This is a genomic window from Azospirillum sp. TSH20, from assembly GCF_003115935.1.
GTDB lineage: Bacteria > Pseudomonadota > Alphaproteobacteria > Azospirillales > Azospirillaceae > Azospirillum.
In genome coordinates this window covers 21997-46390 of record NZ_LGQU01000069.1, presented here as the reverse complement: position 1 = coordinate 46390, position 24394 = coordinate 21997, and the positions used below count along the sequence as shown (strand labels likewise).

At 69.2% G+C, this 24394-nt stretch carries 20 protein-coding genes; 11 read left to right on the top strand and 9 right to left on the bottom strand.

Annotation, left to right across the window (positions count from 1 at the left end; genetic code table 11):
- Positions 1-8 precede the first annotated feature (8 nt).
- The 4 genes from TSH20_RS19150 to rimO form a co-directional block, all read right to left on the bottom strand.
- Positions 9-260, bottom strand: coding sequence for a hypothetical protein (locus tag TSH20_RS19150; RefSeq protein WP_109076199.1), 252 nt, complete (start codon positions 258-260; stop codon positions 9-11).
- 121 nt (positions 261-381) lie between these two features.
- Positions 382-549 carry a hypothetical protein gene (locus TSH20_RS35320; protein ID WP_167393469.1) on the bottom strand — a complete coding sequence of 56 codons (168 nt, stop codon included), beginning with the start codon at positions 547-549 and terminating at the stop codon, positions 382-384.
- A 79-nt stretch (positions 550-628) separates the two neighbouring features.
- Positions 629-976, bottom strand: coding sequence for an HNH endonuclease (locus TSH20_RS19145; RefSeq protein WP_109076198.1), 348 nt, complete (start codon positions 974-976; stop codon positions 629-631).
- A 39-nt stretch (positions 977-1015) separates the two neighbouring features.
- Entirely contained in the window at positions 1016-2335 is a 1320-nt protein-coding gene (gene rimO / locus TSH20_RS19140) for a 30S ribosomal protein S12 methylthiotransferase RimO (RefSeq protein WP_109076221.1), read from the bottom strand.
- Between the two features lie 466 nt (positions 2336-2801).
- On the opposite strand from rimO, the gene TSH20_RS19135 reads away from it, so the two are divergent.
- Positions 2802-3254 (top strand): MarR family winged helix-turn-helix transcriptional regulator, encoded by a 453-nt coding sequence (locus tag TSH20_RS19135; RefSeq protein ID WP_109076220.1) that lies wholly within the window; start codon positions 2802-2804, stop codon positions 3252-3254.
- A 55-nt stretch (positions 3255-3309) separates the two neighbouring features.
- Here TSH20_RS19135 and TSH20_RS19130 read toward each other — a convergent pair whose 3' ends face one another.
- The 3 genes from TSH20_RS19130 to dnaE are packed head-to-tail and all read right to left on the bottom strand — an operon-like array spanning position 3310 to position 8641.
- Positions 3310-4269, bottom strand: coding sequence for a heparan-alpha-glucosaminide N-acetyltransferase (locus tag TSH20_RS19130; protein WP_109076197.1), 960 nt, complete (start codon positions 4267-4269; stop codon positions 3310-3312).
- On the bottom strand, positions 4266-5153 hold the full coding sequence (locus TSH20_RS19125; protein ID WP_109076196.1) for a hypothetical protein: 888 nt from the start codon (positions 5151-5153) through the stop codon (positions 4266-4268). The genes TSH20_RS19130 and TSH20_RS19125 overlap by 4 nt, the downstream gene beginning before the upstream one ends.
- Positions 5150-8641, bottom strand: a complete 3492-nt coding sequence (dnaE, locus tag TSH20_RS19120; RefSeq protein WP_109076195.1) for a DNA polymerase III subunit alpha — start codon at positions 8639-8641, stop codon at positions 5150-5152. The genes TSH20_RS19125 and dnaE overlap by 4 nt, the downstream gene beginning before the upstream one ends.
- Positions 8642-8750: 109 nt before the next feature.
- Here dnaE and TSH20_RS19115 point away from each other — a divergent pair, with 109 nt between their 5' ends.
- The 7 genes from TSH20_RS19115 to TSH20_RS19085 all read left to right on the top strand — a co-directional run bounded on the left by TSH20_RS19115 (position 8751) and on the right by TSH20_RS19085 (position 16347).
- A complete protein-coding gene (locus tag TSH20_RS19115; protein ID WP_247871701.1) occupies positions 8751-9419 on the top strand; it encodes a hypothetical protein in 669 nt (222 codons plus the stop codon).
- 96 nt (positions 9420-9515) lie between these two features.
- Entirely contained in the window at positions 9516-10397 is an 882-nt protein-coding gene (locus tag TSH20_RS19110) for an EamA family transporter (RefSeq protein WP_109076193.1), read from the top strand.
- Between the two features lie 203 nt (positions 10398-10600).
- Positions 10601-12787: a hybrid sensor histidine kinase/response regulator gene (locus tag TSH20_RS19105; protein ID WP_158282019.1), complete on the top strand. Its 2187-nt coding sequence runs from the start codon at positions 10601-10603 to the stop codon at positions 12785-12787.
- Positions 12788-12877: 90 nt separating this feature from the next.
- Entirely contained in the window at positions 12878-13198 is a 321-nt protein-coding gene (locus tag TSH20_RS19100; RefSeq protein WP_109076191.1) for a DUF2892 domain-containing protein, read from the top strand.
- Between the two features lie 195 nt (positions 13199-13393).
- Positions 13394-15163, top strand: a complete 1770-nt coding sequence (gene ggt / locus TSH20_RS19095; RefSeq protein ID WP_109076190.1) for a gamma-glutamyltransferase — start codon at positions 13394-13396, stop codon at positions 15161-15163.
- A 236-nt stretch (positions 15164-15399) separates the two neighbouring features.
- A complete protein-coding gene (locus tag TSH20_RS19090) occupies positions 15400-15795 on the top strand; it encodes a hypothetical protein (protein WP_085092067.1) in 396 nt (131 codons plus the stop codon).
- 129 nt (positions 15796-15924) lie between these two features.
- Entirely contained in the window at positions 15925-16347 is a 423-nt protein-coding gene (locus tag TSH20_RS19085; protein ID WP_247871700.1) for a hypothetical protein, read from the top strand.
- 31 nt (positions 16348-16378) lie between these two features.
- On the opposite strand, the gene TSH20_RS19080 is transcribed toward TSH20_RS19085, so the two are convergent.
- Both TSH20_RS19080 and TSH20_RS19075 read right to left on the bottom strand, forming a co-directional pair.
- The gene (locus TSH20_RS19080) at positions 16379-17440 is read right to left on the bottom strand and encodes an HD domain-containing phosphohydrolase (RefSeq protein WP_109076188.1); all 1062 of its coding nucleotides are present in this window, start codon (positions 17438-17440) and stop codon (positions 16379-16381) included.
- Positions 17437-17937: a response regulator gene (locus TSH20_RS19075; RefSeq protein ID WP_109076187.1), complete on the bottom strand. Its 501-nt coding sequence runs from the start codon at positions 17935-17937 to the stop codon at positions 17437-17439. The genes TSH20_RS19080 and TSH20_RS19075 overlap by 4 nt, the downstream gene beginning before the upstream one ends.
- Positions 17938-18234: 297 nt before the next feature.
- Here TSH20_RS19075 and TSH20_RS19070 point away from each other — a divergent pair, with 297 nt between their 5' ends.
- The 3 genes from TSH20_RS19070 (at position 18235) to TSH20_RS19060 (ending at position 24376) form a co-directional block, all read left to right on the top strand.
- On the top strand, positions 18235-18957 hold the full coding sequence (locus TSH20_RS19070) for a response regulator transcription factor (protein WP_109076186.1): 723 nt from the start codon (positions 18235-18237) through the stop codon (positions 18955-18957).
- Positions 18958-19175: 218 nt separating this feature from the next.
- Positions 19176-20873, top strand: coding sequence for a response regulator (locus TSH20_RS19065; protein WP_109076219.1), 1698 nt, complete (start codon positions 19176-19178; stop codon positions 20871-20873).
- Positions 20873-24376 carry a PAS domain S-box protein gene (locus TSH20_RS19060; RefSeq protein WP_109076185.1) on the top strand — a complete coding sequence of 1168 codons (3504 nt, stop codon included), beginning with the start codon at positions 20873-20875 and terminating at the stop codon, positions 24374-24376. Before TSH20_RS19065 ends, TSH20_RS19060 begins: the two co-directional genes overlap by 1 nt.
- Positions 24377-24394: the final 18 nt, after the last annotated feature.

Below are 24394 nucleotides of genomic sequence, written 5' to 3'. Positions count from 1 at the left end.
AGGATCGGTCAGGCTTCCTGAACGGTTTCGATCTCCGACAGGTCGGACAGGCGGCGGGCCAGACGTTCGGTGCAGCGGATTTCGAGGATGCCGAAGCCGGCGTTGGGGGCGATGGTGTGCAGGTCGCCGGCCATGCCGTTCTCGCTGGCCAGCCGCCGCACCCGCTCCACCATCGCGTCGCGTTCCGGCCGTCCCGGACGCAAACCCGGCAGCGGGCGGGTGAAGTGGAGCTTGTAGCGCTTGAAGATCGAAGGGGCCATCAGGTCACGGGTGCGAAGTGGGGGCGGTCACGAGGGAGAATTGGGTCCCTGGATGCCGTCCCCCGGATCTCGCACAGGCCGGCGGTGCGATGCCAGCCCGAAAAGGCCCTATTCCGGCCGCTTACTTTTTGGGTTCGACGTTTTCGGCACCGGCGCGGGTGCCGCCGAAGCGGTCGGCGCCCTTGGCGTCGGGGGCGTCCGGCTTCTTGTGGTTGCCGGTGTTCTGCTCGCCCTCGGTGTGGCGGACGGTCTGTTCGGTGTGGGGTTGCTTGTTCTGCTGGCCGGTCATCCGGGAATCTCCCTTATATAAGGTGTCCCCCCTTAACCGGATCGGCCGGCATTGGTTTCGGTCGTGGTTGCGGTTGACCTCAGCTTTGCCGGGCAATCGCCTGCGCCACCGCCATCCACCGCTCCTCCTCCGCCGCCCACTCGTCCGCATCGCGCAGCGCGCGCAAGGGAGGCCAGATGCCGAGCCGGCTGGAGCGGCGCAGCGCGAAGAAGCGGTCGAGTTCCTCCCCGGTCGGCAGCCGGTCTTCCTTGCGCTGGTTGCAGCGGCGGTGCGCCAGCACGACGTTGGCCGGATCGTCGATCCCGCCATAGGCCTGGGGGATCAGATGGTCGAAGGTGGCCTTCGCCCCCACCGGCCCGTCGCAGAAGAAGCAGCGCCCGCCCTGCTGGACGTCCATCAGTCTGGTATCGTCCGGCGTCACGGGCATGGCGCTCTCCATCAGCGTGTCATTGGCGGTTGGCCAGGGTTACAGGTCGCGCTCGACGCTGCCCCACAGGTCGTATTCGTCGGCATGCTCGATGGTGACGTCGACCATGTCGCCCGGCTTCAGGCCGGTCTCGCCGTTCAGGAAGACGTTGCCGTCGATCTCCGGCGCGTCGGCGTAGGAGCGGCCGATGGCGCCCTCCTCGTCGACCTCGTCGATCAGCACGCCCAGCGTATAGCCGACCTTCTGCTGGAGCCGCTCGGCGCTGATCGCCTTCTGCGTCTCCATGAAGCGCTCCCAACGCTCCTGCTTGACCTCTTCCGGGACGGCGCCGGGCAGATCGTTGGCGGTCGCGCCCTCAACCGGCTCGTACTTGAAGCAGCCGACGCGGTCGAGCTGGGCCTCCTTCAGCCAGTCCAGCATGAACTGGAAGTCCTCCTCCGTCTCGCCGGGGAAGCCGGTGATGAAGGTGGAGCGCAGGACCAGATGCGGGCACTCGTCACGCCACTTGCGGATGCGGTCCAGCTGCTTTTCCTGGGCGGCCGGGCGGCGCATCGCCTTCAGCACGGTGGGCGAGGCGTGCTGGAACGGGATGTCGAGATAGGGGAGGATCTTGCCCTCCGCCATCAGCGGGATGACCTCGTCCACATGCGGATAGGGGTAGACGTAGTGCAGGCGGACCCACAGGTCGAAATTCGCCAGCTCGTTGCACAGGTCGAAGAAGCGGGTGCGGACCTCGCGGTCGTACCATTTCTCCGTCTTGTACTTCACGTCGACGCCGTAGGCGCTGGTGTCCTGGGAGATGACCAGCAGTTCCTTGACGCCGGCGACCGCCAGCTTCTCCGCCTCGCGCAGGACCGAATGGATCGGCCGGCTGACCAGATCGCCGCGAAGGCTGGGGATGATGCAGAAGCTGCAGCGGTTGTTGCAGCCCTCGGAAATCTTCAGGTACGCGTAGTGGCGCGGGGTCAGCCGCAGCCCTTCCGGCGGCACCAGATCGGTGAAGGGGTTGTGCGTCGGCGGCACGGCGTCATGCACCGCGCTGACCACCTGTTCATACTGGTGCGGACCGGTGACGGCCAGCACGTCGGGGTGGATTTGCCGGATCATGTCCGATTCCACGCCCATGCAGCCGGTGACGATGACCCGCCCGTTCTCCTTGATCGCCTCGCCGATGGCGTCCAGCGACTCCTTCTTGGCGCTGTCGAGGAAGCCGCAGGTGTTGACCAGAACGACGTCCGCGCCGTCGTAGCTGGGGGAGATCTCGTACCCCTCCGCGCGCAGGCGCGTGAGGATGCGCTCTGAATCGACGAGCGCCTTGGGGCAGCCGAGGCTGACGATGCCGACCTTCGGGGCGCCCATGGTCTGGGCGGCGGCCGGCGATGCGGACTTCGGAACGGGGGATGTGGTCATCGCGCGCGTATACCGCCGAATCGAAGATTACGCCAGTGAAACATGGCGACGAAGCGAGTCGGCATGGCCGATATGCCGATTCCGCCTGCGTTTGCCTGGGGTCCGGGAACTCAGCTTCTCTTGCCGGGCTCAAAGCGATGCGACAATTTGCAACAAAAAGATGAAGTGTTCGATGTTCCGTTTTTCGTTTGAACGCGCTAATATATGTGCTGGTGTCATGATCGACGTGGCTGCCGCCTTACAGCGATAGCTGCCTGCCTTTTGATACGCCCATCGTATAGCCACTAAACCTTATAGAGTGGAACAAATGGACTTTGCAAAAGTGCGCGGCGTTGCTGCGGGCCGGATGGCGACGCGGAACAACGCGGCATCCATCGGCGCCGGCGTCACGGGAGCCGGATCCATCGGAGCGGCCATGGACTTCACCGAACCGGATCATGCCGGCGGCGCGTCGCCGCAGGCCATCGCCGACGTCATGCTTCAGATCGCCCACATCGCCGACAGCCTGGGTTATACCCACGGATTGAAGCCGTCGCAGTGGACGGCGCTGCGCTATTTCGCCGGCGCCAACAACAGCCAGCGCACGGTGTCGGCCTTCGCCGACTTCCACGCCACCACCCGCGGGGCCGCCTCGCAGATGGTGGAGGTGCTGGTGGGCAAGGAGCTGCTGGTCCGCGTGCCGGTTCCGGAGGACCGCCGCGTCACCCAACTGCACCCGACGCCGAAGGCGCTGGAACTGCTGCGCCACGACCCGCTGAACGACTTCGCCGGCGTCATCGCCGAACTGGCGGGCGACGACCAGTACAAGCTGGCCGAGACGCTGACCAGCCTGCTGCGCGGCCTGCTGGAAAAGCGGCAGTCTGTCTGACTCAGGGCAGTCCGATTCCGGGCCGTCTTAACCGGGGCCGCTCCGATCGCAGCCGTCAGGGCTTGCGGCAGGCGGCGACCGCGGCCTCCAGCCCGCGCTGATCGCGCTCGCTGAGGCGGTTGGCGACGAACCCCTCCCACACCCCGATCCGCGCCAGTTCCGACTGCACGCAGCGGCAATTGGCGGTGCAGGTCGCCGACGCCACCCCGGCGCGCTCGCAACTCGACACGCAGGCCGCCTGGAAATCGCGTGCGGCAGGCGTCTCCACCGGCGACAGCTGCGCCGCGGCCCAGGCGATGCCGAACAGCAGCGGCTGGTGCAGCAGATAGACCGCGAGGCTGTGCCGCCCGGCCAGGGCCAGCAGCCGCCCGGCGCCGCTGGTCACCTCGACGCCCTCGCCCATCGCCGGCCACAGCCGCGCCAGCCCGATCCCGGCCAGAACGCTGCCGATCCAGGGCAGCAGCGGCACGAAGTCGTTGGAGTCCGGCGCCACCGTGGTCAGCCCGATCCAGCGCAGCCAAGGGCTGTCGAACAGCGGGAGGCCTTGCGTCGTCCCGATCAGCACCGCGGCAGCCGCCGTCGCCAGGGTCATGGCGGCCGGCAGGCGGACGAAGGCGAGGCCGATGACGCTCGCCACCGCGATGTGATGCAGCACGCCGAAGAAGATCGGGCTGTCGGGGAACAGGGCATAGGACGCCGCCGACACCGCCGCGGCTCCCGCCGCCACCCGTCCCAGACGACGCAGGAAGCGCCCCGGATCGAGCCCGTCGCGGGTCGCCAGCACCAGCCCGATGCCGGCCAGCAGCAGGAAGCTCGACAGGATCACGGCGCGCGCCGCCAGCCACAGCGGGTCGCCCAGCAGGTCGAAGCGGGCGAACCCGAAATAGGTGGCGTCCCAGCTGCCGTGATAGGCCGCCATCGCAACCAGCGCCAGCCCGCGCGCCACGTCGATGGCCGGCCGGCGGGAGCTGCGCGCGAGGTCCTGTTGTGCCGGCGCAATACCGATTGCCGTCATGATCCGGTCGTCCCCACCCCGAAAATCCACCCTTCTTGCCGCCTTGCGGTTTCGTCCAGTCCCGGCGGCGTCCAGGCCGACGCCTTGGCCGCGAGCCAGCGCAGGCCGGCGGCCGACACCAGCGCGTCGCTGTCATGGTCGCTGACCATACCGGAGCGCCGCAAAGGGTGCGAGCCCAGCCGGCGCAGTGCCTCGTCCATTTCGGCGGCGTCGCGGATCTTGCGCTGGCCGAAGCCGGTATGCTTGAGGAACAGGCGCGGGTAGATCTCCACCATCACGCTTTGCCCCGGCGCCGGATCCTCGAAGGGCCAAACCGCCAGCCGGCCGGGCAGGGCGGCGCGCAGGGCGCGCAGCACCCGCATGCCGGCCAGGGCGCCCTTGCCGACCTGCCGCGAGCCGATCAGCTTGTAGGGGCTCTGCGGGTGGCCCAGCCCGTCGGCGCGGCAGGCCCATTCGGTGGCGCGGTGCGGGTCCTCGTACCAGTCCGGCTGCGGCCCGCCATGCCAGAAACCTTGCCCATGCAGCGGATGGCTGGCGAAGGGGCCGCCGCCGAAGTCGGGCTCGCCGGAGCAGATCTCCTCCACCGCGTCCCACAAGTCGAACGCCGTCGCTTCCCGGCCGGGAAAGCCGCGCGCCGCCACCGCGAAGGGCAGGGAGAAGGCGCAGTCGATCCCCACCAAGGCGGGTTCTCGTGGCAGTTCCGCGCGCAGCCAGTCGAACACCGCCGTCCGCGACCACCAGCCGCCGGGCCCCTCGACCAGCCGGGGTGCTGAATCGCCCACCACGCACTCCGCCACCGCGATGCCGGCGTAGCGCTTGCCGCGGGCGCCGGACCAGTCGATGGCGATGAAGCGGCCGAAGGCGGGCGCCGCCGTCCCGGTCAAAGCTCCGCCACCTCCACCACGCCCGGCACCGCCTTCAGGGCCGAGCGGCTCTGGGCGGTGATGGTGTAGCTGCCGGGCAACTCGATCTCGATCTCCTTCAGCGGGTCGACCTCCACCAGCACGTTGATGCGGCTCTTGCCGCGCGACAGCCGGTCGAGCGTGGCGCGCAGATGCTCGATCGGGCCGGGGTCGCGCAGGACGACGCGCAGGCCGGCGCTGACCGAGGCGACGGCCTCCTCCAGCGGCTTGATCTCCTGGCAGGTCAGGCGGACCTCCTCGCCGTTCAGCTGGGCGTCCACCGTCATCAGCACCGGGCGGCCGGGCTCCAGCAGGTCGCGGTTGGCGGCCAGCACCTCGGAGAACAGCGTCACCTCATAGCCGCCGGTGGCGTCCGACAGTTCGACGAAGGCGAAGCGGTTGCCGGACTTGGCGGTCTTCTCCTTCTTCGAGACGACGATGCCCGCCATCTTGTAGCGGGTGGAGCCGCCCTTCGCGATGGCGGTCTGCAGTTCGGCGGAGCGCACCACCTTCATGCGGCCGAGCGGGCCGGAATAGGCGTCGAGCGGGTGGGCCGACAGGTAGAAGCCGATGGCACCGAACTCGTGCTTCAGCTTTTCCAGCGGTTCCCAATCCTTGACCTTGGGCATTTCGGGTTCGGGCAGGCCGCCGCCACCGCCGCCGAACAGGTTGCCGATGCCGCTGTCGCGCTCCGCCGCCTCCGCCTGGGCGTAGCGGATGATGGTCTCCAGCGCGGCATGGACCTGGGCGCGGTTGGGGTTCAGCCCGTCGAAGGCACCGGCGCAGGCGAGATTCTCCAGCTGGCGCTTGTTGATGGTCTTGAGGTCCAGGCGGCGGGCGAAGTCGAACAGGCTCTTGAAGGGGCCATTCTTCCGCCGCTCCTCCACCACCGCCCGCATGGCGGGCTGGCCGACGCCCTTGACGGCGGCCAGCGCGTAGCGCACCGCCTTGGTGCCGTCGGGCAGCTGTTCCACCCCGAAGATGGAGTCGGATTTGTTGATGTCCGGCGTCAGCAGCTTGATGCGCAGCCGGGCCAGCTCCTGCCGGAAGACGTTCAGCTTGTCGGTGTTGCCGAGGTCGAGCGTCATCGACGCCGCCATGAACTCCACCGGGTGGTTCGCCTTGAGATAGGCGGTGTGGTAGGCGACCAGGGCATAGGCGGCGGCGTGGGACTTGTTGAAGCCGTAGCCGGCGAACTTCATGACCTGATCGAAGATCATGCTGGCCAGATCGGCCTTCACGCCGCGCGCCTCGGCGCCGTCGCAGAAGATCTTGCGCTGGTTGTCCATCTCCTCCTTGATCTTCTTGCCCATGGCGCGGCGCAGAAGATCGGCGCCGCCCAGCGAATAGCCGGACAGCACCTGGGCGATCTGCATGACCTGTTCCTGGTAGATCATGATCCCGAAGGTTTCCTTCAGGATGCCTTCCAGGCTGTCATGCATGTAGTCGGCTTTTTCCTCGCCGTTCTTCACCCGGATGTATTTCGGGATGTTGTCCATCGGGCCGGGACGGTAGAGCGACACCAGCGCGATGATGTCCTCCAGCCGGTTCGGCTTCAGCCGGCGCAGAACGTCGCGCATGCCGGAGCTTTCCAACTGGAACACGCCGGTCGCCTCGGCACGGCTGAGCAGCTGGTAGCTCTTCTCGTCGTCCAGCGGGACGGTGGTCAGGTCGGGTTTCTCGGGGATCAGGTCGACCGCCGTCTTCAGCACGGTCAGCGTCTTCAGGCCGAGGAAGTCGAACTTCACCAGACCGGCCTGTTCGACATACTTCATGTTGAACTGGGTGACCGGCATGTCGGAGCGCGGGTCTCGGTAGAGCGGCACCAGCTCCTGCAGGGGCCGGTCGCCGATCACCACGCCGGCGGCGTGGGTCGAGGCGTGGCGGTAGAGACCCTCCAGCTTCAGCGCGATGTCGATCAAGTGGCGCACGGTGTCGTCGCCGTCGCGCGCCTGCCGCAGCATCTCCTCGCTGTCCAGCGCCTGCTGCAAGGTTACCGGGTTGGCCGGGTTGTTCGGCACCATCTTGCAGATCTTGTCGACCTGCCCGTAGGGCATCTGCAGCACGCGGCCGACGTCGCGCAGCACGGCGCGGGCCTGGAGCTTACCGAAGGTGATGATCTGGGCGACGCGGTCGTAGCCGTACTTGTTCTGGACGTAGCGGATGACCTCTTCGCGGCGGTCCTGGCAGAAATCGATGTCGAAGTCGGGCATCGACACGCGTTCGGGGTTCAGGAAGCGCTCGAACAGCAGGCCGAAGCGCAGCGGGTCGAGGTCGGTGATGGTCAGCGCCCAGGCGACGACGGAGCCGGCGCCCGACCCGCGGCCCGGACCGACGGGGATGTCCTGGTTCTTCGCCCATTTGATGAAGTCCGACACGATCAGGAAGTAGCCGGGGAACTTCATCTTGACGATGACATCCAGCTCGAACTCCAGCCGCTCGAAATAGGTCTTGCGGGTCTCCTCGCGCTGTTCCGGCGTCATGTCGGGCGTGAAGACGACCTTCTCCAGCCGCATCTCCAGGCCGGCGCGCGACTGGGCGCGCAGCTCGTCATCCTCGGTCCGGCCGCCTTCGCAGGCAAAGGGCGGCAGGATCGGCTTGATCGGCTTCAGCAGGAAGGAGCAGCGCCGGGCGATCGCCACCGTGTTGTCCACCGCCTCCGGCAAATCGGCGAACAGCAGCCGCATCTCCTCCGCCGACTTGAAGCGGTGGTCGGGGGTCAGGCGGCGGCGGTCCTCCTGGCTGAGATAGGCGCCCTCGGCGATGCAGAGCAGCGCGTCGTGCGCCTCGTACATGTCCTCGGTGGCGAAATAGCAGTCGTTGGTGGCGACCAGCGGCAGGTCGTGGGCATAGGCGAGGTCGATCAGCGCCGGCTCGACGGCGTTCTCCACCGCGGCGAAATGGCCGCGCCCGCCCTCGTGCCGCTGCAGCTCGACATAGAGGCGGCCGGGGAAGAGGCGCTTCAAACGTTCCAGGACGTCGAGCGCCAGATCCTTCTGCCCCTCGTGCAGAAGCCGGCCGACCGAGCCGCCGGGGCCGCCGGTCAGCGCGATCAGCCCGGCGGACCGCCCCTCCAGCGCGTCGAGCGTCACCTGCGGGCCGGCCAGCGGGTCCGACTCCAGGAAGGCCTTGGACACCAGCGCCGTCAGGTTGCGGTAACCCTCCTCGTTCTGGCAGAGCAGGACCAGCTGGTCGGGGGTGGCCGCCGCCTTGCCGGGCAGGCCGGGCTTGGTCTGGGCCGGGCCGACACGGGTGATGCCCAGCACGGTGCCGATGATCGGCTGCACGCCGGCATCCGACGCCGCCAGCGCGAATTCCAGCGCGCCGAACAGGTTGCCGGTGTCGGTGACCGCGACGGCCGGCATCTGCTGTTTCAGGCAGAGCTTGACCAGCTCCTTCACCTTGATCGCACCTTCCGACAGCGAATAGGCGGAATGGACGCGCAGGTGGATGAAGTCGGCGTGGGGCATGGCAACCGGAGATTTGCTGCGAGAGGGGCCCCTGGTTCTAGCACAGGCCGGAGGCTTCCCGCGACCGTCGCGCTGGCGCATGCGAACGTGGTATGGAAGTCGCCGCATCATGACCAGGGATGGGGAGGACGCCGCGATGGATCGGCCGCACCTTGCACCCGTCGCCCGACTGCGGCCGGCCTTCATGGACCGCCGCGCCGTCCGGGCGGCGACGCCGTTTGCCCTGCTGGCCGGCTTGACGCTGGCGCTCGCCGCCTGCGAGACCGTGCCGCCGCCGCCGGCCTCGCCGCCGCCCGCCGCCGGGCTGGAGGATGGGCCGGCGAAGCCCTTCGGTTCCGGCAAGGGCTGGACCGTCACCGTCCACTCGCCGCCGAGCGGCAAGCGCTTCTGCGTCGCCGAGCGCGGAATTCCGGTCGGGCAGAACGCCGCGCCGCGCCTGAGCTTCCGCACCGCCTCCGTCGAATCGGGCTTCATCCTGTCGGGCTTCACCCCGTCGGACAGCGGGGCCGTGGTGAAGCCCGGCGAACGCTATGACCTGACGGTCAGCGCCGACATGGGACCGCGCCTGTCGCTGAGCGCCCGCGGCCTGCCCAACGGCAGCCTCTATGTCGCCGTGCCGACCAAAGGCTTTCTGGAGGAGATGGAGCCGCTGGCCCGCGCCCACCGCGTCAGCTTCCGCAGCAGCGGGCTGGGGGAACTCGGCACGATGCTGCTGGGTGGATCGTCCTGGGCGATCAACGCGTCGGACGAATGCCGGATCCTGCACGCGGATTCGTGATGCCTGCCCGTGGTTGCGGGGCGCAGGTCAGCCACGCGGCAGGCGCGCCCTGCCGCCGATTGACCGCCGCCGCGGCGCCCGTTTAGCCTCCCAATCATGCGTGCTTCCCACATCCTGCTCGCCGTGGCGGTCGCCGCCGTCTGGGGCTTCAACTTCGTCGCGATCAAGGTCGGATTGCGCGATTTCCCGCCGCTGCTCTTCTCCTGCCTGCGCTTCGCGCTGGCGGCGCTGCCGGTGGTGGTGCTGGGCTGGGGCAAGGGGCCGCCGGTGGCGTGGCGCTATGTGATCGGCATCGGCGTGATGCTGGGGGTGGTGAAGTTCCCGCTGCTGTTCCTCGGTATCGACGTCGGCATGCCGGCGGGGCTCGCCTCACTGGTGCTGCAGGCGCAGGCCTTCTTCACCGCCATCTTCGCCGCCTTCGTGCTGGGCGACCGGCCGGGGCCTCGGCAGATCGGCGGCATGGTGGTCGCCTTCGCCGGCGTCGGGTTGATCGCGCTGGAGATGCCGGCGGGCGATTCGCTGCTCGGCCTCGGCCTGACGCTGGCGGCGGCGGCGGCCTGGGGCGTGTCGAACATCGTCATGAAGCAGGCCAAGGCGCCCGACCTGTTCAGCCTGATGGTCTGGGTCAGCCTGATCCCGCCCTTGCCGCTGCTGGCGATGTCGCTGGCGCTGGAAGGGCCGGACCGCATCGTCCATGCCTTCACCACCCTGACGCCGGTCGGGGTCGGCTCGCTGGTCTACATCGCGGCGGCGGCGACGCTGTTCGGCTTCGCCGCCTGGGGCTTCCTGATGCGGCATTACCCGGCCAGCCTGGTCGCCCCCTTCTCGCTGCTGGTGCCGATCTTCGGCATGAGTTCCAGCGCGCTGCTGCTGGGCGAGACCTTCACCGCGGCGAAGCTGGCCGGCGGGCTGCTGGTCTTCGCCGGGCTGGCGTTGTCGGTTCTGAAGCTGCCGTCCCCGGTGCGGGCGCGGGCCTGACCGCTCGTACCCGCCGCGGGGCAGCGGTCTGGAGTCTGAAATCGTCAAGGTCCTATTAACCTTGACAAGCTTGACGCGGCGTTATGGCCTTTGGATCATTCCGGTCGATCGGTGCGTCACCAAACCATAGGCAAGCTTTGATCTCTCCCGAAAGGACCGCGCAGCCGGACGGTGGCACGCCGGTTCCGCCGGCCTATCATTGGTTGGCCCATCTGCGCGCCAGCCGGCCGTTGCGCATCCTGCTGCTGATCGGCGGGCTGTCGGTCGCCGTGCTGCTGACGGCGACGATCCACTACATCGTCAGCATGCGCGAGCGCGAACTGGCGGGGGCGGAGCGCGAGCTGTCCACCCTGAACCTGTCGCTGGCGGAACAGACGGCCAGCGCGACGCAGAGCGTCGATCTGGTGCTGACCACGATCATCGATCAACTGAAGACCGACGGCATCGCCACGCCCGAAGACTATGTCCGCCGGATGGGCGGGCGCGACACCTACCAGATGCTGCGGGCGCGGATCTCCGGACTGCCGCAACTGGACGCGGTGACGATGATCGCCGCCGACGGCCACCTGATCAACTTCTCGCGCTATTACCCGATTCCGCCGGTCAACGTGTCCGACCGGGATTATTTCGCCTATCTGCGCGACCACGATACCGACGAGCCCTTCATCAGCGAACCGGTGCGCAACCGCGGCAACGGCAGCTGGACCATCTATCTGGCCCGCCGGATCAGCGGCCCGGACGGCGGTTTCGTCGGGCTGGTGCTGGGCGCCATCGAACTGAGCTATTTCGAGCGGATCTACAAGGCGCTGCAGCCGGACGGCGACGGCAGCATCAGCCTGTGGCGGCGCGACGGCATCCTGCTGGCCCGCCATCCGATGATGCCGGACATCGGCCGGGCGGTGGGCCAGCGCCAGTTCCTGACGGTGCTGGAGCGCGCGAAGTCCGGCGTCTTCCTGTCCGCCAAGGGGCTGAACGACGGCGCCCGTCTGGTGGCGACGCGGGCGCTGGCCGACTATCCGCTGGTCGTCAACGTCACCCGCAGGCTGGACGCGGTGCTGAGCGAGTGGCGCATCCAGGCCTGGACCATCGGCGCCGCCGGAACCGCCGGCATCGCGGCGCTGCTGCTGTCGTTGTGGGCGCTGGCCCGCCAGTTCAGCGCGTACGAGGCGGCGACCTGGGCGATGGACGCCGCCCGCCGCGCCGTGGAAGGCCGGGAGCAGGCCGAACACGCCCTGCGCCAGAGCCAGAAGATGGAGGCGATCGGCCAGCTGACCGGCGGCGTCGCCCATGATTTCAACAACCTGCTGCAGGCCATCGGCATCAACCTGCATGTCATCGACAGCCGCACCGAAGACGAGCGCATCGCCGGACCGGCGCGGCTGGCCCTGCAGGCGGTGGAGCGGGGGGCAACCCTGACCCAGCATCTGCTGGCCTTCTCGCGCCGGCAGCAGCTTCGCCCGGTCCCGGTCGACGTCGCGGCGCTGGTGGAGCGGGTCAGCCGCCTGCTCGGCCGCACGCTGGGCCAGTCGGTGCGGATCGAGACGGAGGTCGCACCCGACCTGTGGCCGGCGATGATCGACCCGACCCAGCTGGAAATGGCGGTGCTGAACCTGGCGCTGAACGCCCGCGACGCCATGCCCGGCGGCGGCACGCTGTGGATCCTGGCCGGCAACCGGTCGGTCGGCGCCGGGCCCGTGCTCGGGATGGCGGCCGGCGACTATGTCGTGCTGCGGGTGCGCGACACCGGCACCGGCATGCCGGCCGAGGTGCAGGCCCGCGCCTTCGAACCCTTCTTCACCACCAAGGAGGTCGGGCGCGGCACCGGGCTAGGCCTCAGCATGGTGCACGGGCTGGCGACCCAGTCCGGCGGCGGGGTGGAGCTGGACAGCCGGCAGGGGCTGGGCACCACGGTGACGCTCTATCTGCCGCGTGCGCGTCAGGAGGCGGATGCTCCTTCCGTCGGATCCGCGGCTCCTCCGGCGCCGGAGACGGCGAGGCCGGACGCGGCCGGCATCGGCGAGGGCTGCGCCGTCCTGCTGGTGGATGACGAGGAGCTGGTGCGCAGCGCCACCGCCGGCTATCTGGAACAGGCGGGTTTCGCGGTGCGTGAGGCGGCCGACGCGGCGGCGGCCCTCTCCCTGCTCGACCACGGCTTCCGGCCGGACGTGATCGTCACCGACCACATGATGCCGGGGATGACCGGGCTGGAGATGGCCCGCACCCTGCGCGCCCGTCGCGATGCGACGCCGATCCTGATGGTCACCGGCTATGCCGAGGATCTGACCTCCACCGCCGCGGCGCAGGAGGTGGAGCTGACCGTGCTGTCCAAGCCGATCGAGCCGTCCCGGCTGGTCCGCTCCATCCGCGACATGGCGGCGGTGGAGGGCTGAGCGCGGCCCCGTATGGTCTCCTAAGGGAACAGGAAGGGGCGTCACGGCGTTGGAAGGGCGGTCCCAGTCCATTTCAGCCCCGGAGCAGCCATGAACGCCCAATCCACGATCCGCGACGCTTATGACAGCGTGTTCGAAGGCAACACCAACTTGGGCATGGGCGAGCGCATCGTCTCGACCGGTCTCGGCCTCGCCGTCGCGGCGGGCGGCCTGCGCAAGGGCGCCAGCATTCCCGGCGCCATCATGGGGCTGGTCGGCGCCGCCCTGGTCGCCCGCGGCATGAGCGGCCACTGCCCGGTCAAGGAACGCCTGTCCGGCCACCAGCATGACCGGCTGGGCCATGACGGCCCCCAGGGCTCCTATGGCGAGTCGGGTCATGTCGGCCATTCGCGCATGGCGGAGACCTACTGACCGGCGCCACGCCGGATCGGATCCGTTCACCGTCTGTCGCATTCCATTCACGGGAATGCGCGACGCCATTAACCCTGATGGTGAATTGTTGGGCAGACCAGCGACGGGGTGAAGACCGGGGAAGGCGGGTGTGACATCCTGCCTTCCCCCGGGCTGCGGCCCCCGACCTGACGTCCCGCTCAGGAGATTCACCGCATGTGGTTCCCCGCTATTCGATCCCGTTCCGCCGTTGCGGCGTTGGCGGCGCTCTGCGTCGGTTCGGCACTCGTGCTGCCGGTGCCGGCGCTCGCCCAGAAGGCCACCTCCGCACCGGCCTCGGTCCGCTACGACATCGGCTACGACATCTTCTATCCGGTTCGCGGCCAGAACGGGATGGTCGCCTCCGAACACCGGCTGGCGACCGAGATCGGCGTCGACATCCTCAAGCGCGGCGGCAATGCGGTCGATGCGGCGGTGGCCGTCGGCTTCGCCCTGGCGGTGGTGCTGCCGAACGCCGGCAATGTCGGCGGCGGCGGATTCATGGTCGTCCATGACGCCAAGAGCGGCAAGGACGTCGCCATCGACTTCCGCGAGATGGCCCCGGCCAAGGCCTTCCGCGACATGTATCTCGACCAGCAGGGCAAGGTGGTCCCCGACCGCTCGCTCTACACCCATCTGGCGGTCGGCATCCCCGGCACCGTCGCCGGGCTGGCCCATGCGCTGGAAAAATACGGCACGATGAAGCTGGCCGACGTGATGGCCCCGGCGATCAAGCTGGCGCGGGAAGGCTACACCGTCACCCCGCAGCTGGCCGGCCTGCTGGAGGTCGAGCGCGACCATCTGGCGGCGTGGGACGCCACCAAATCCATCTTCTTCAAGGACGGCCGGCCGCTGACCGCCGGCGAGACGCTGGCCAACCCCGACCTCGCCAACTCGCTGGAGATGATCGCCCAGCAGGGGGCGAAGGCCTTCTATGAAGGCGCCATCGCCGACAAGATCGCGGCGGAAATGGCGAAACATGGCGGCTATATCACCAAGGAGGACCTGAAGGCCTACAAGGTGGTGGAACGCGAGCCGGTCAGCGGCACCTACCGCGGCTATACGGTCAAGTCGATGCCGCCGCCCAGCTCCGGCGGGACGCACATCATCCAGATGCTGAACATCCTGGAACGCTGGCCGCTGAAGGACTACGGCCCCGACAGCGCCAAGGCGATCCACCTGATGGCGGAGGCGATGAAGCTCGCCTATGCCGACCGCTCCGAATATCTGGGCGATCCCGACTTCACCAAGGTGCCGGTGAAGGGCCTGACCTCGCGCAAATACGCCGACGAGCTGGCGGCGAAGATCGATCCGGAGAAGGCGACGCCGGCGAGCAGCATCAAGCCCGGCAAGCCGGCGCCCTACGAGAGCGACCAGACCACCCATTTCTCGGTGGCGGACAGCCAGGGCAACGTGGTCAGCACCACCTACACGCTGAACCTCAATTTCGGCAGCGGCATCGTCGCCGAGGGCACCGGCATCCTGCTGAACAACGAGATGGACGATTTCTCGGCCAAGCCGGGCGTGCCCAACGCCTTCGGCCTGGTCGGCGGCGACGCCAACGCCGTCCAGCCCTACAAGCGGCCGCTCAGCTCGATGTCGCCGACCATCGTGCTGAAGGACGGCAAGCCCTGGCTGGTCACCGGCAGCCCCGGCGGCAGCCGCATCATCACCACCACGATGGAGACGGTGATCGACCACATCGACTTCAACATGAACCCGGCCGAGGCCGCCGCCCTGCCGCGCGTCCATCACCAGTGGACCCCCGACGAGCTGCGGGTGGAGAAGGGTCTCAGCCCCGACACCGTGCGTCTGCTGGAGCAGATGGGCCACAAGGTGGCGGTGAAGCCGACGATGGGCCGCACCCAGACCATCCAGCTGCGCGACGACGGGCTGTACGGCTATTCCGACCCGCGCAACCCCGACGGCATGACGCTTGGATATTGATGGCGGCTACTGAGGACGGATACTGAGGGAGAGGAGCGACGAGGCGCCCGGCGCAGGTCGGGCGTCACAATTCCCGTATACAAAGAAAAAACAGCGTGCTTTGGTAACCTGCGATCTGCCTTGCCGGACGGCACGCGGCTGCGATGCGCCGTGCCTGTTCGGATAAGGCAACGGAACAGTTGGCTTAAGGCGGGCCGGTCGGTTAGCCTTTGCAGGAGTAAACCGGAGCATTTGCCGTGGACAAGGCCTTGGTCGAGAAGAACCGCGAGTGGACCTATCAGCGTGAAGGAAAGCAGCCCGTCACCATCCGGGTCGCCGATTTCGAGCGCGAGGGGAAGCGCATCGTCGCTTTCCTGGAACAGACCGACATCGCCAAGGCGGCCGGGTCGCCCCAGCCGGCCGTGAATGACTGGCCCCGCATTGCCGAGGCCTATGCGCAGGAACAGGGCGTGTCGCTGAGCGACATCTATTGGTACGAGCTGCACCCGCGCCGCTTCGCCAACGGCCGGCCCAACGTGTCGGAATACCGCCCCGGCATGGCCGAATGGCGGTTCGAGACCAGCATCCCGCTCGCCCGCGCCATCGTGGAGCAGCTGGGCTTCGACCCCGACAATCTGCCGCTCGACATCTGATCGTCCTGCATACCGCCCTCGACCGGGTCTCGCGCGCAGCCCCTGTGATGCGCCGCGGGACCGGTGTATGATGCCTGCCGGAGCCATGCGATCGGCGGGACAGCGGCCTCGCGTCGTGGCGGGAGAGAGATGATGAAGACGGTGCGGAGGGCGGTCGCCCTGGGTGCTGTGATGCTGGCGGCCGTGGCCGCCGCCGCGGTGATGTCGGTTCCGGGAGCGGCGCAGGCGCGCACGTCGGTGTCGGTCGGCATCGGCATCGGGCCGGTTTTCCCGGGCTACGGCTATTACCGCCCCTACCATTATTATGCTCCGCCCCCGCCGGTGGTGCAGTATTACGCGCCGCCGCCGGTCGTCTATGCGCCTCCGCCGGTCCGATACTACGAGCCGCCGCCGGCCGCGCTCGGCGTCGATCCGGCAGGTCCGGTCTATTATTCGCGCAGCGGTCAGCAATGCCGCGAATACCAGAGCCGTGCCATGGTCGGCGGCCGGTCGCAGCCGGTCTACGGCACCGCCTGTCTCCAACCCGACGGCACCTGGCGCATCGTCAACTGAGGGCGTGCCGTCGAGCGGTCCTGCCGGGGCCTCACGCCTCTTCGGGGATGAGCGCCGGCAGCTCGTCGGCGTTCTCGTGGTGGATCCTGCAGACATCGTCCCAGCGCGACAGGAAGGCGTCGAGCAGGGACGGGTCGAAATGCAGGCCACGGTTCTGGACCAGATAGGCGCGCGCCTCCTCCAGCGTCCATGACCGCTTGTAGGGGCGGGTGGAGGTCAGGGCATCGAACACGTCGGCGATGGCGACGATGCGGCCGGACAGCGGGATCGCGGTCCCGGCCACGCCGTTGGGATAGCCCGTTCCGTCAAATTTCTCATGGTGGCTGAGCGCGATTTCCGCCGCCAGACGCAGAAGCGGGATGTCGCTGTTGGCCAGGATGCGATGACCCATGGCGGCATGCTGGCGCATCACTGTCATCTCTTCCGGGGTCAGGCGACCCGGCTTCAGCAGGATCATGTCGGGAATGCCGATCTTGCCGATGTCGTGCATCGGCGCCGCCTTCATCAGCTCCTGGGCATAGGCGCCGCCGCAGCCGGCCGCTTCGGCGATCAGCCGCGAATAGAGCGCCATCCGTTCGATATGGGCGCCGGTTTCGGGATCACGGTATTCGGACGCGCGCGACAGGCGTTTGACCAGCTCCTCCCCCTGGCGCTGGAGCACGGCGGTCACCCGCTCCACCTCGTCGGCCAGCAGGGCGGCGCGGTCGCGCAGCAGGGCGCGGCTCTGGCGCAGGGCCAGCAGGTTGCGCAGCCGCGCCTGCACCTCCGGCACGACGACCGGCTTGGTCAGGAAATCGTTGCAACCCTCGTCCAGCGCCCGCACGCGGATGTCGACCGCCGTGTTGGCGGTGACCATCACCACCGGGACATTGTCCAGCCGCCCATCGTCGCGGATGTGGCGCAGCAGTTCCATGCCGTCCATGTCCGGCATCATCTGGTCCAAAAGGATCAGGTCAGGCTCGTTCCCGCGCAGCCACTCGACGGCGTCGAGCGGGCTTTCCATCGAGACCGGTTCGGCATCGTCCAGCCGCCGGACGATGGCGGCCATGATGAACAGGTTGGTGCGGTCGTCATCGACGATGAGGATGTTCACCCTGCGGCCTCCGCCTCGTGTTCGCCGCTCTTGTGTTCGGCAATCCTGCCTTCCGCCGCCTTGCGGGCGGCGATCAGCCGGCCGGCTTCGGCCAGCAGGGCCTTCAGGTCGACCGGCTTTTCGAAGGCCGCCTCGGCACCCAGCAGCCGGGCCATCCCCGGCAGTTCCATCCGCAGGCGCAGGCTGCCGCCGGTCACCGCGATCAGGGGCGGGCGCGATTTCTGCTCCTTCAGCCGCAGGATCACCTCGTACCCGTCTGCCTCCGGCATGATGATGTCGGTCACCACCAGATCGACCGGATGGACGGCCATGATGGCCAGCGCGGCATTGCCGTTCTCCGCCTCCAGCACGCGGTAGCCGGCGCGGAGGAAGGCGATGCGCGCCATCTCGCGGAAATCGGGATCGTCGTCGACCAGCAGGACGGAACCGGCGGAAGCGGCGGCGGGCGCGGGTTTGGGAGCGGATTTGGGCCGCAGCTCGTAAAGGGTCATGTCCATGGTCGCCGCTTCCGTCTTCCGCCGCACACCGGCTGGTCGTGCCGGATGGAATTCGCTAAGCCTCACCATAGACGTCCACCGGCGCGCGCACCCGCTGTGTCTGGGATAGCGGAGGCGGGAAATGGGATAGTGGGGATATTATCCCGCGATCGGGGAAATAACCGTGCCGGCCGCGGCCGCGGAATATGACTGACGTGAAATATGGCAAAGCCACGAAAACTTAAGATTTCGGACGGCATAACAGGGAGTATTGATACCTTGGGATGAGCGTTGGCCGAGGGCGGCGGAGGCTGGTTGATGAAGATCTTGGTGGCAGACGACCATCCCCTGTTCCGGGACGCGCTCGAGCTGTCGATCCGTCAGGCGTGGCCGGATGCGGAAGTCGGCTGCATCGGTTCGTTATTGGAACTGCCCGTCTTGCGGAACCCGGACGACGATGCCCCCGCCGCGGTCTTCCGGTACGACCTCATCGTTCTCGACTGGCGCATGCCGGGTGCGGAGGGGAGCGACCCGATCAGCGTGCTGCGCCGGTCGGGGGTCCAGGGGCCGGTCGCCGTCGTGACCGGGGCGGAGGATGCGCTGACCGCGCTGGAGGTGCTGCGCTGCGGCGCCGAAGCCTTCCTGCCGAAGACCACGCCGCGCCGCATCCTGGCCCAGGCCCTGCGTCTGGTGGCGGAAGGCGGCAGCTTCGTGCCGAAATGCGTGGCGCTCGACCTGATGCAGATGACCGACCTGTCGCTCGACATCGACGAGGCGGAGGAGGGCGAGGGCCCCTCCCCGGAGGGGGAGGGGGCGCCGTCGTCCCCCCTGACCGACCGGGAACAGCAGGTGCTGTCGATGCTCGCCACCGGTGCCACCAACAAGGAGATCGGGCGGCACCTCAGCCTTCAGGAGGTGACGGTCAAGCTGCACACCCGCCGCATCCTGCGCAAGCTGGGGGCACGCAACCGCACCGACGCCGTGCGCCGCGCCCAGCAGGCCGGCCTGCTGTCGCGCAGCCTGAACGAAGCGTCGACCTGACCCGCCGCCCGTCCGGGCTGCGGTGGATGAGCGGCATGGTCGCATGTGGGGTCGCATAGGGGGCCGTATAGGGGTGGTCCCAGCAGCATGATCCCATCCTTTCTGCTATGGTCACCTCCTGTTCGCTCTGCCCTGGTCGTCCATTTTCGTTCGGCGCCGCAGGGGCGGGCACAACCGCAATGCGGCCGCATTCCGAGTCGCTGCAACCCGAGTCGCTGATGAGCCCATCCGACCATTCCCTGTCCGGGCCGCGAGCGGGCCGAACCGTTCCGGCGGTTCCGGCCGGCGTTTCCGGCAGCGGCATGGCGGCGCCCGCGCCCGCACTCGCCGCGCTGGCCGGAGCGGCGGTGCTTCTGCTGTCCGCGCTCGACCCTGTGCGCGAGGCGTTGCCCTGGCTGCTTCCCCTGATGGCGGCCGGCAGCGGTGCGGCGGGCGGGCTGACGCTTCTGTCGATCCGGAGCGCGCGCCGCCTTGCGGTCGGAGACGAAAGGCCGCAGGCCCATCCCGAACCGCTTCCCTCCGCATCGGCCGACAGGCAGGACGTGCCGGTGGCGGATAGCTCCGCCGCGATTGCGGCACTCGAGGAGGAACTGCGGGAGTGCGGCCGACAGGCCAACCAGCGGCTGCGCAGCCAGCAGATCGCGGCGATGGATGCCCGGGCCGACCTTGCCGGCGCCATCGTCCATGACATGAACAACGCGCTGGGCGCGGTTGCCGGCTATGCCGACTTCCTCGTCTGCGACCTGCCGGAGGGCTCGGCCCAGGCCAACTATGCGGGCCGCGTCGTCGTCGCCGTCGACCGCACCCGCTCCGGCCTCCGCCGGCTGGTGGCGGAAGCCAGGACGGAGCCGGTCAACCTGAAGCCCGAACCGGCCGGGATGGTCCTGGACGAGGCCGCGACGCTCCTGCGCTCGGTGCCGGCGCCGCCGGGCAGCCTTTCCATCCGTCATGACGCCGGTACGCCCGACCCCATCTGCAACGCCGGCCTGCTGGCGCGGACGCTGGCCGGACTGGCGGTGGAGATCCTCGCCGCCACCGGCAGGGGCGGCGACGCCCGGCTCTGCCTGCGCGCTTTCTTCCCGGCGGACGCGGACGATCCGGATGCCGACGCCGCCGTGGCCGGCTGGACCGTCCGCCCGCTGCTGACGCCGCTGCCGGGGCCGCACGCCCTGTTCGAGCTGCGGATCGACGGCCCGCCGCTGGCGGACGAGGTTCTGGCGGGGCTGGCCGATCCCCTGCTGGCCGTCCGCAGCTGCTATCGCCGTGGCCAGACGGCCGGGAAGGAGGATGCCCATTGGCCGGCGGCCCTGCAGACGGCGCGGCGCCACGACGGCGGCCTCAGCCTGCTGACCCACCCGGCGGAGGGCATGGCGGTGCGGCTCCACATCCCCGCCGCATCGCCGGCTCAGTCCCAGTTACCGGCCCCGGCGGCGTCCTTCCCGCGCGCGGCGAAAGCCCCGGCGCGGCACCTTGTCGCGCCGACATACAAGATCCTGGTGGTGGATGCCGATCCGGCATCCGGCGACCGGTTCCAGGCCGGGCTGGAGCGGCAGGGGTTCGAGGTTTCGGTCTGCGAGGATCTCCGCGAAGCGCTGGAGGTCGTCACCGACGAGCCGGGCTTCTTCGATGCGGTGGTGATCGGGCCGGGACTGAGCGCGCTTCCGGCTGGCCGGGCGCTGGCCGGCCGCCTGAAAGCGCTGCGGGCGGATCTGCCCTGCGTCCTCTATGCCGCGGCTGGCCCCGCTTCGGCGGGGCTGGGGGCCGAGGCCGGCGGTCCGGCCGACCTGCTGCTGCCGCTGCCGGTCGATCTGCCGCGGCTGGCGCGCGGGGTGGCGGCGCTCGCCGCGGGCGGTCCGCGGCACGCGGACGATGCAGGCGGTCCGCGGCACGCGGACGATGTGGGAGAGCGGCGCTGATGGGCGGGCGCTTTCATCTGCATGGCTTCATCGCCGCCATCTGGACGGCGACCCTGGTGATCGCCGCCGGGCTGTGGGCGACCGCCCTTGCGCTCGCCCATTACGACAATGCCGAGGCGATGGCGCGGGCGGAGCGCGACAGCGGCAACCTCGCCCGAGTCGTCGCCGAGCAGGCGACCCGGACCATGGCCGAAGCCGACCAGATCCTGCTGTTCCTGATCGACGACTTCCACGAGCATGGCGACAGCTGGAACCCCGGCCTGACCCGCATGCTGCGCCAGGCGGTGGAGCGGTCGGGCATCCTGCTCCAGCTGGCGGTGATCGACGGGCATGGCGACCTCATCCACACCAGCGTGGAGGATGCGCCGGCCCGCGTCCGTCTGGCCGACCGCGAGCATTTCCGCGTCCACGTCAACAACCCGAATGCCGGGCTGTTCATCGGCAAGCCGGTGTTCGGCCGGGCGTCCGGCAAATGGTCGATCCAGCTGACGCGGCGCGTCGAAAACGGCGACGGAAGCTTCGCCGGGGTGCTGGTCGCGTCGATCGACCCCTTCTATTTCAGCCGCTCGCTGGAGGAGCTGGACGTCGGCCCCAACGGGGCGGTGGCGATCATCGGCACCGACGGCATCCTGCGCGCCCGTTTGCAGATGAACGACCGCATCGTCGGCCGGGATGTCGGCGAATCGCCGGTCCTGCTGATGGCGCGCCGCCAGCCCACCGGGTTCCTGCGCGTCGCCAGCGTGATCGACGGCATTCCGCGCCTCCAGTCCTTCCGGACCCTGACGACCTATCCGCTGATCGTCATCGCCGCCTTCGACGAGGCGTCCTTCCTGGCCGACACCAGAACGCGGCAGCGGCTCTATCTGCTGGCGGCGGCGGCCTGCAGCCTCGTGCTGGTCGGCATGGCGCTGCTGGCGACGCGGCAGACGGCGCGGCTCGCCGCACTGGCCCGCCGGTTGGCCCAGAGCGAGGAACGCTTCCGCGATCAGGCGGAGACCGCCTCCGACTGGTTCTGGGAGATGGACGCCGACCTGCGATTCTCCCATCTGGCGGGGCCGCTGGTGCCGCACGTCGCCAACGGCACGCTGCCCATCGGATTGCGGCGGGAGGATGTCGCCCTGCGCGAGCCGGGGGATTCCGCCAGGTGGGAGCGGCACCGCCAGCTGATGGAGCGGCGGGAGCCGTTCCGCAATTTCCGCTACCGGGTGATGACGGCGGCCGGCTTGCGCTATTTCAGCGTCAGCGGCCGTCCGATCTTCGACCAGGACGGCCATTTCCGCGGCTATCGCGGCTCCGCCACCGACGTCACCGAGCGGGAGATGGCCGCCAACCGGCTGGCCTCCAGCGAAGCGCGCTATCGCGCCATGTTCGAGGCGGTCGGCCAGCCGATCGTCACCATCGACGAGCATGGGACCGTCGACGCCTTCAACCGCGCGGCGGAGCGGCTGTTCGGCTACCGCGCCGCCGACGTGGTGGGCGGGCCGATGACCCGGCTGATGCCGAGCGCGGTCGGCGCGGTGCATGACGGGCTGCTGGCCACCTACCGCGGGAGCGACGCCGCGGTCCCGCGGTCGGAAGTGCGGGAGCTGACCGGCCGCCGCAAGGACGGCAGCGAGTTCGCGCTGGAGGTGACGCTGGCCGGCTGGCGCGAGGGCGACCGCCGCTATGTCACCGGCGCTTTGCGCGACGTCACCGCACAGCGCGAGATCGAGGCCAGCCTGCGCCGCGCCAAGGAGGCGGCCGATCAGGCCAACCGCGCCAAGGGCGAGTTCCTGGCGACGATGAGCCACGAGATCCGCACGCCGATGAACGGGGTTCTGGGCGCGCTCGCCCTGGTGGACGGGCCGAACCTGAACGACGACCAGCGCCAGCTGCTGGACGTCGCCAACCGGTCGGGCAACGCGCTGCTGCAGATCATCGACGACATCCTCGACCTGTCCAAGCTGGAGGCCGGCAAGGCGGAGGTCGAGCCGGTCGATTTCGAACTGCGCGCCGTGCTGGGCGACAGCATCGACCTGCTGGAGCCGGCCGCCTGCGGGCGCGGCCTGATCCTGACGCGGGAGGTGGCGCCCGCCGTGCCCGACCGTGTGCGCGCCGACCTGCGCCGCATCCGGCAGGTGCTGGTCAATCTGGTCGGCAACGCGCTGAAATTCACCCACCGCGGCGGCGTCGCCGTGCGGGTCGGGCAGGAGGGGGAGGTGTCGGCGGACGGCACCTTCTTCCTGCGGTTCGAGGTGGCCGACACCGGGATCGGCATCCCGGAGGACGTGCAGCCGACCCTGTTCCGCCGCTTCACCCAGGCCGACAGCTCCACCACCCGGCGCTTCGGCGGCACCGGCCTGGGGCTGGCGATCAGCCGCGAGCTGGTGACGCTGATGGGCGGGCAAATCGGCGTGACCAGCGCCGAGGGCAAGGGCAGCACCTTCTGGTTCACCGTCCGCTGCGAACCCGCCGCCGATCCGTCGGCCGGCGTGCTCTCCGTGCCCTGCGGGCCGGAACCGGTGCCGGCGGAGGGCGGGGCGGCCCCGTTGCCGTCGGCAGCGTCGGCGAGCCTGCATGTGCTGGTGGCCGAGGACAACGAGATCAACCGCGACATCGTCGTCACCATGCTGCGCCGCGCCGGCCATCGCGTGACCGCGGTGGAGGACGGGCTGCAGGCGGTGCGGCTGGTGGAGGAGGGCGGCTTCGACCTCGTCCTGATGGACGTGCAGATGCCGGTGATGGACGGCGTCACCGCCACCCGGCACATCCGTGCCATGCCGGGCGAGGTGTCCCGCCTGCCGATCGTCGCGCTGACCGGCAATGTCATGCCCGGCCACCGCGCCGAATATCTCGCCGCCGGCATGACCGCCTATCTGACGAAGCCCATCGTGTCGGCCGACTTGTATGACGTGCTGAGGACGGCCGCCGCGCCGCGGGCGCAGGAGGATGGGGCGGAGGATGGGGCGGGCGCCGGACCGGACCGGACTGCGCCGCCGCAAGGGGAGCCGGAGCAGTCCTCCCCGGCGCGGACCGCCACCCTGCCGCCGCCCGTCCCGCCACCTGCACCATCCTCCGCGTCATCGCCCGGTGCCTCATCGCCCGGCGCCCCATCGTCCGGCGTTAGGGACCCGGAGCATTGGCGCACGGCGCCGCTGCTGGATGCCCAACAGGCCGACTCGCTGCGCTCGGTGATCGGCGACGAGGCCTGGATCCAGACGGTGACCGCCTTCCGGCGGACGGTGGACGACAGCGTGGCCGCGATTCGCGATGGGGCGGGACGGGGTGGGGCGCCCCTGGTCCGTATGGCCCACACGCTGAAGGGAACCGCGGCCAACGTCGGCGCCGTGCGGCTCAGCCGTCTGGCCTCGCTGCTGGAACAGCGGGTGCAGAGCCTTGGCGGCTGCCCCGACGGCGATCCGCTGGCCGAAGCGCTCGGCACCGTCGCCGATGCCACGCTGGACGCGCTGTCGTCCCATAACCAGCCGGCGGCCGGCAGGGAAGCCGAACATGCGACGGTATGAGGAAATGAAACATCCTGC

What these genes read in the sequence shown, in the direction of transcription:
- TSH20_RS19110 (WP_109076193.1), top strand. Translation starts at nt 9,516, where the DNA reads ATGCGTGCTTCCCACATCCTGCTCGCCGTGGCGGTCGCCGCCGTCTGG.
- TSH20_RS19060 (WP_109076185.1), top strand. Translation starts at nt 20,873, where the DNA reads ATGGGCGGGCGCTTTCATCTGCATGGCTTCATCGCCGCCATCTGGACG.
- TSH20_RS19145 (WP_109076198.1), bottom strand. Translation starts at nt 976, where the DNA reads ATGCCCGTGACGCCGGACGATACCAGACTGATGGACGTCCAGCAGGGC.
- TSH20_RS19085 (WP_247871700.1), top strand. Translation starts at nt 15,925, where the DNA reads ATGATGAAGACGGTGCGGAGGGCGGTCGCCCTGGGTGCTGTGATGCTG.
- TSH20_RS19115 (WP_247871701.1), top strand. Translation starts at nt 8,751, where the DNA reads ATGACCAGGGATGGGGAGGACGCCGCGATGGATCGGCCGCACCTTGCA.
- TSH20_RS19150 (WP_109076199.1), bottom strand. Translation starts at nt 260, where the DNA reads ATGGCCCCTTCGATCTTCAAGCGCTACAAGCTCCACTTCACCCGCCCG.
- TSH20_RS19065 (WP_109076219.1), top strand. Translation starts at nt 19,176, where the DNA reads ATGAGCCCATCCGACCATTCCCTGTCCGGGCCGCGAGCGGGCCGAACC.
- TSH20_RS35320 (WP_167393469.1), bottom strand. Translation starts at nt 549, where the DNA reads ATGACCGGCCAGCAGAACAAGCAACCCCACACCGAACAGACCGTCCGC.
- rimO (WP_109076221.1), bottom strand. Translation starts at nt 2,335, where the DNA reads ATGGGCGCCCCGAAGGTCGGCATCGTCAGCCTCGGCTGCCCCAAGGCG.
- ggt (WP_109076190.1), top strand. Translation starts at nt 13,394, where the DNA reads ATGTGGTTCCCCGCTATTCGATCCCGTTCCGCCGTTGCGGCGTTGGCG.
- TSH20_RS19135 (WP_109076220.1), top strand. Translation starts at nt 2,802, where the DNA reads ATGGACTTCACCGAACCGGATCATGCCGGCGGCGCGTCGCCGCAGGCC.
- dnaE (WP_109076195.1), bottom strand. Translation starts at nt 8,641, where the DNA reads ATGCCCCACGCCGACTTCATCCACCTGCGCGTCCATTCCGCCTATTCG.
- TSH20_RS19075 (WP_109076187.1), bottom strand. Translation starts at nt 17,937, where the DNA reads ATGGACATGACCCTTTACGAGCTGCGGCCCAAATCCGCTCCCAAACCC.
- TSH20_RS19070 (WP_109076186.1), top strand. Translation starts at nt 18,235, where the DNA reads ATGAAGATCTTGGTGGCAGACGACCATCCCCTGTTCCGGGACGCGCTC.
- TSH20_RS19130 (WP_109076197.1), bottom strand. Translation starts at nt 4,269, where the DNA reads ATGACGGCAATCGGTATTGCGCCGGCACAACAGGACCTCGCGCGCAGC.
- TSH20_RS19100 (WP_109076191.1), top strand. Translation starts at nt 12,878, where the DNA reads ATGAACGCCCAATCCACGATCCGCGACGCTTATGACAGCGTGTTCGAA.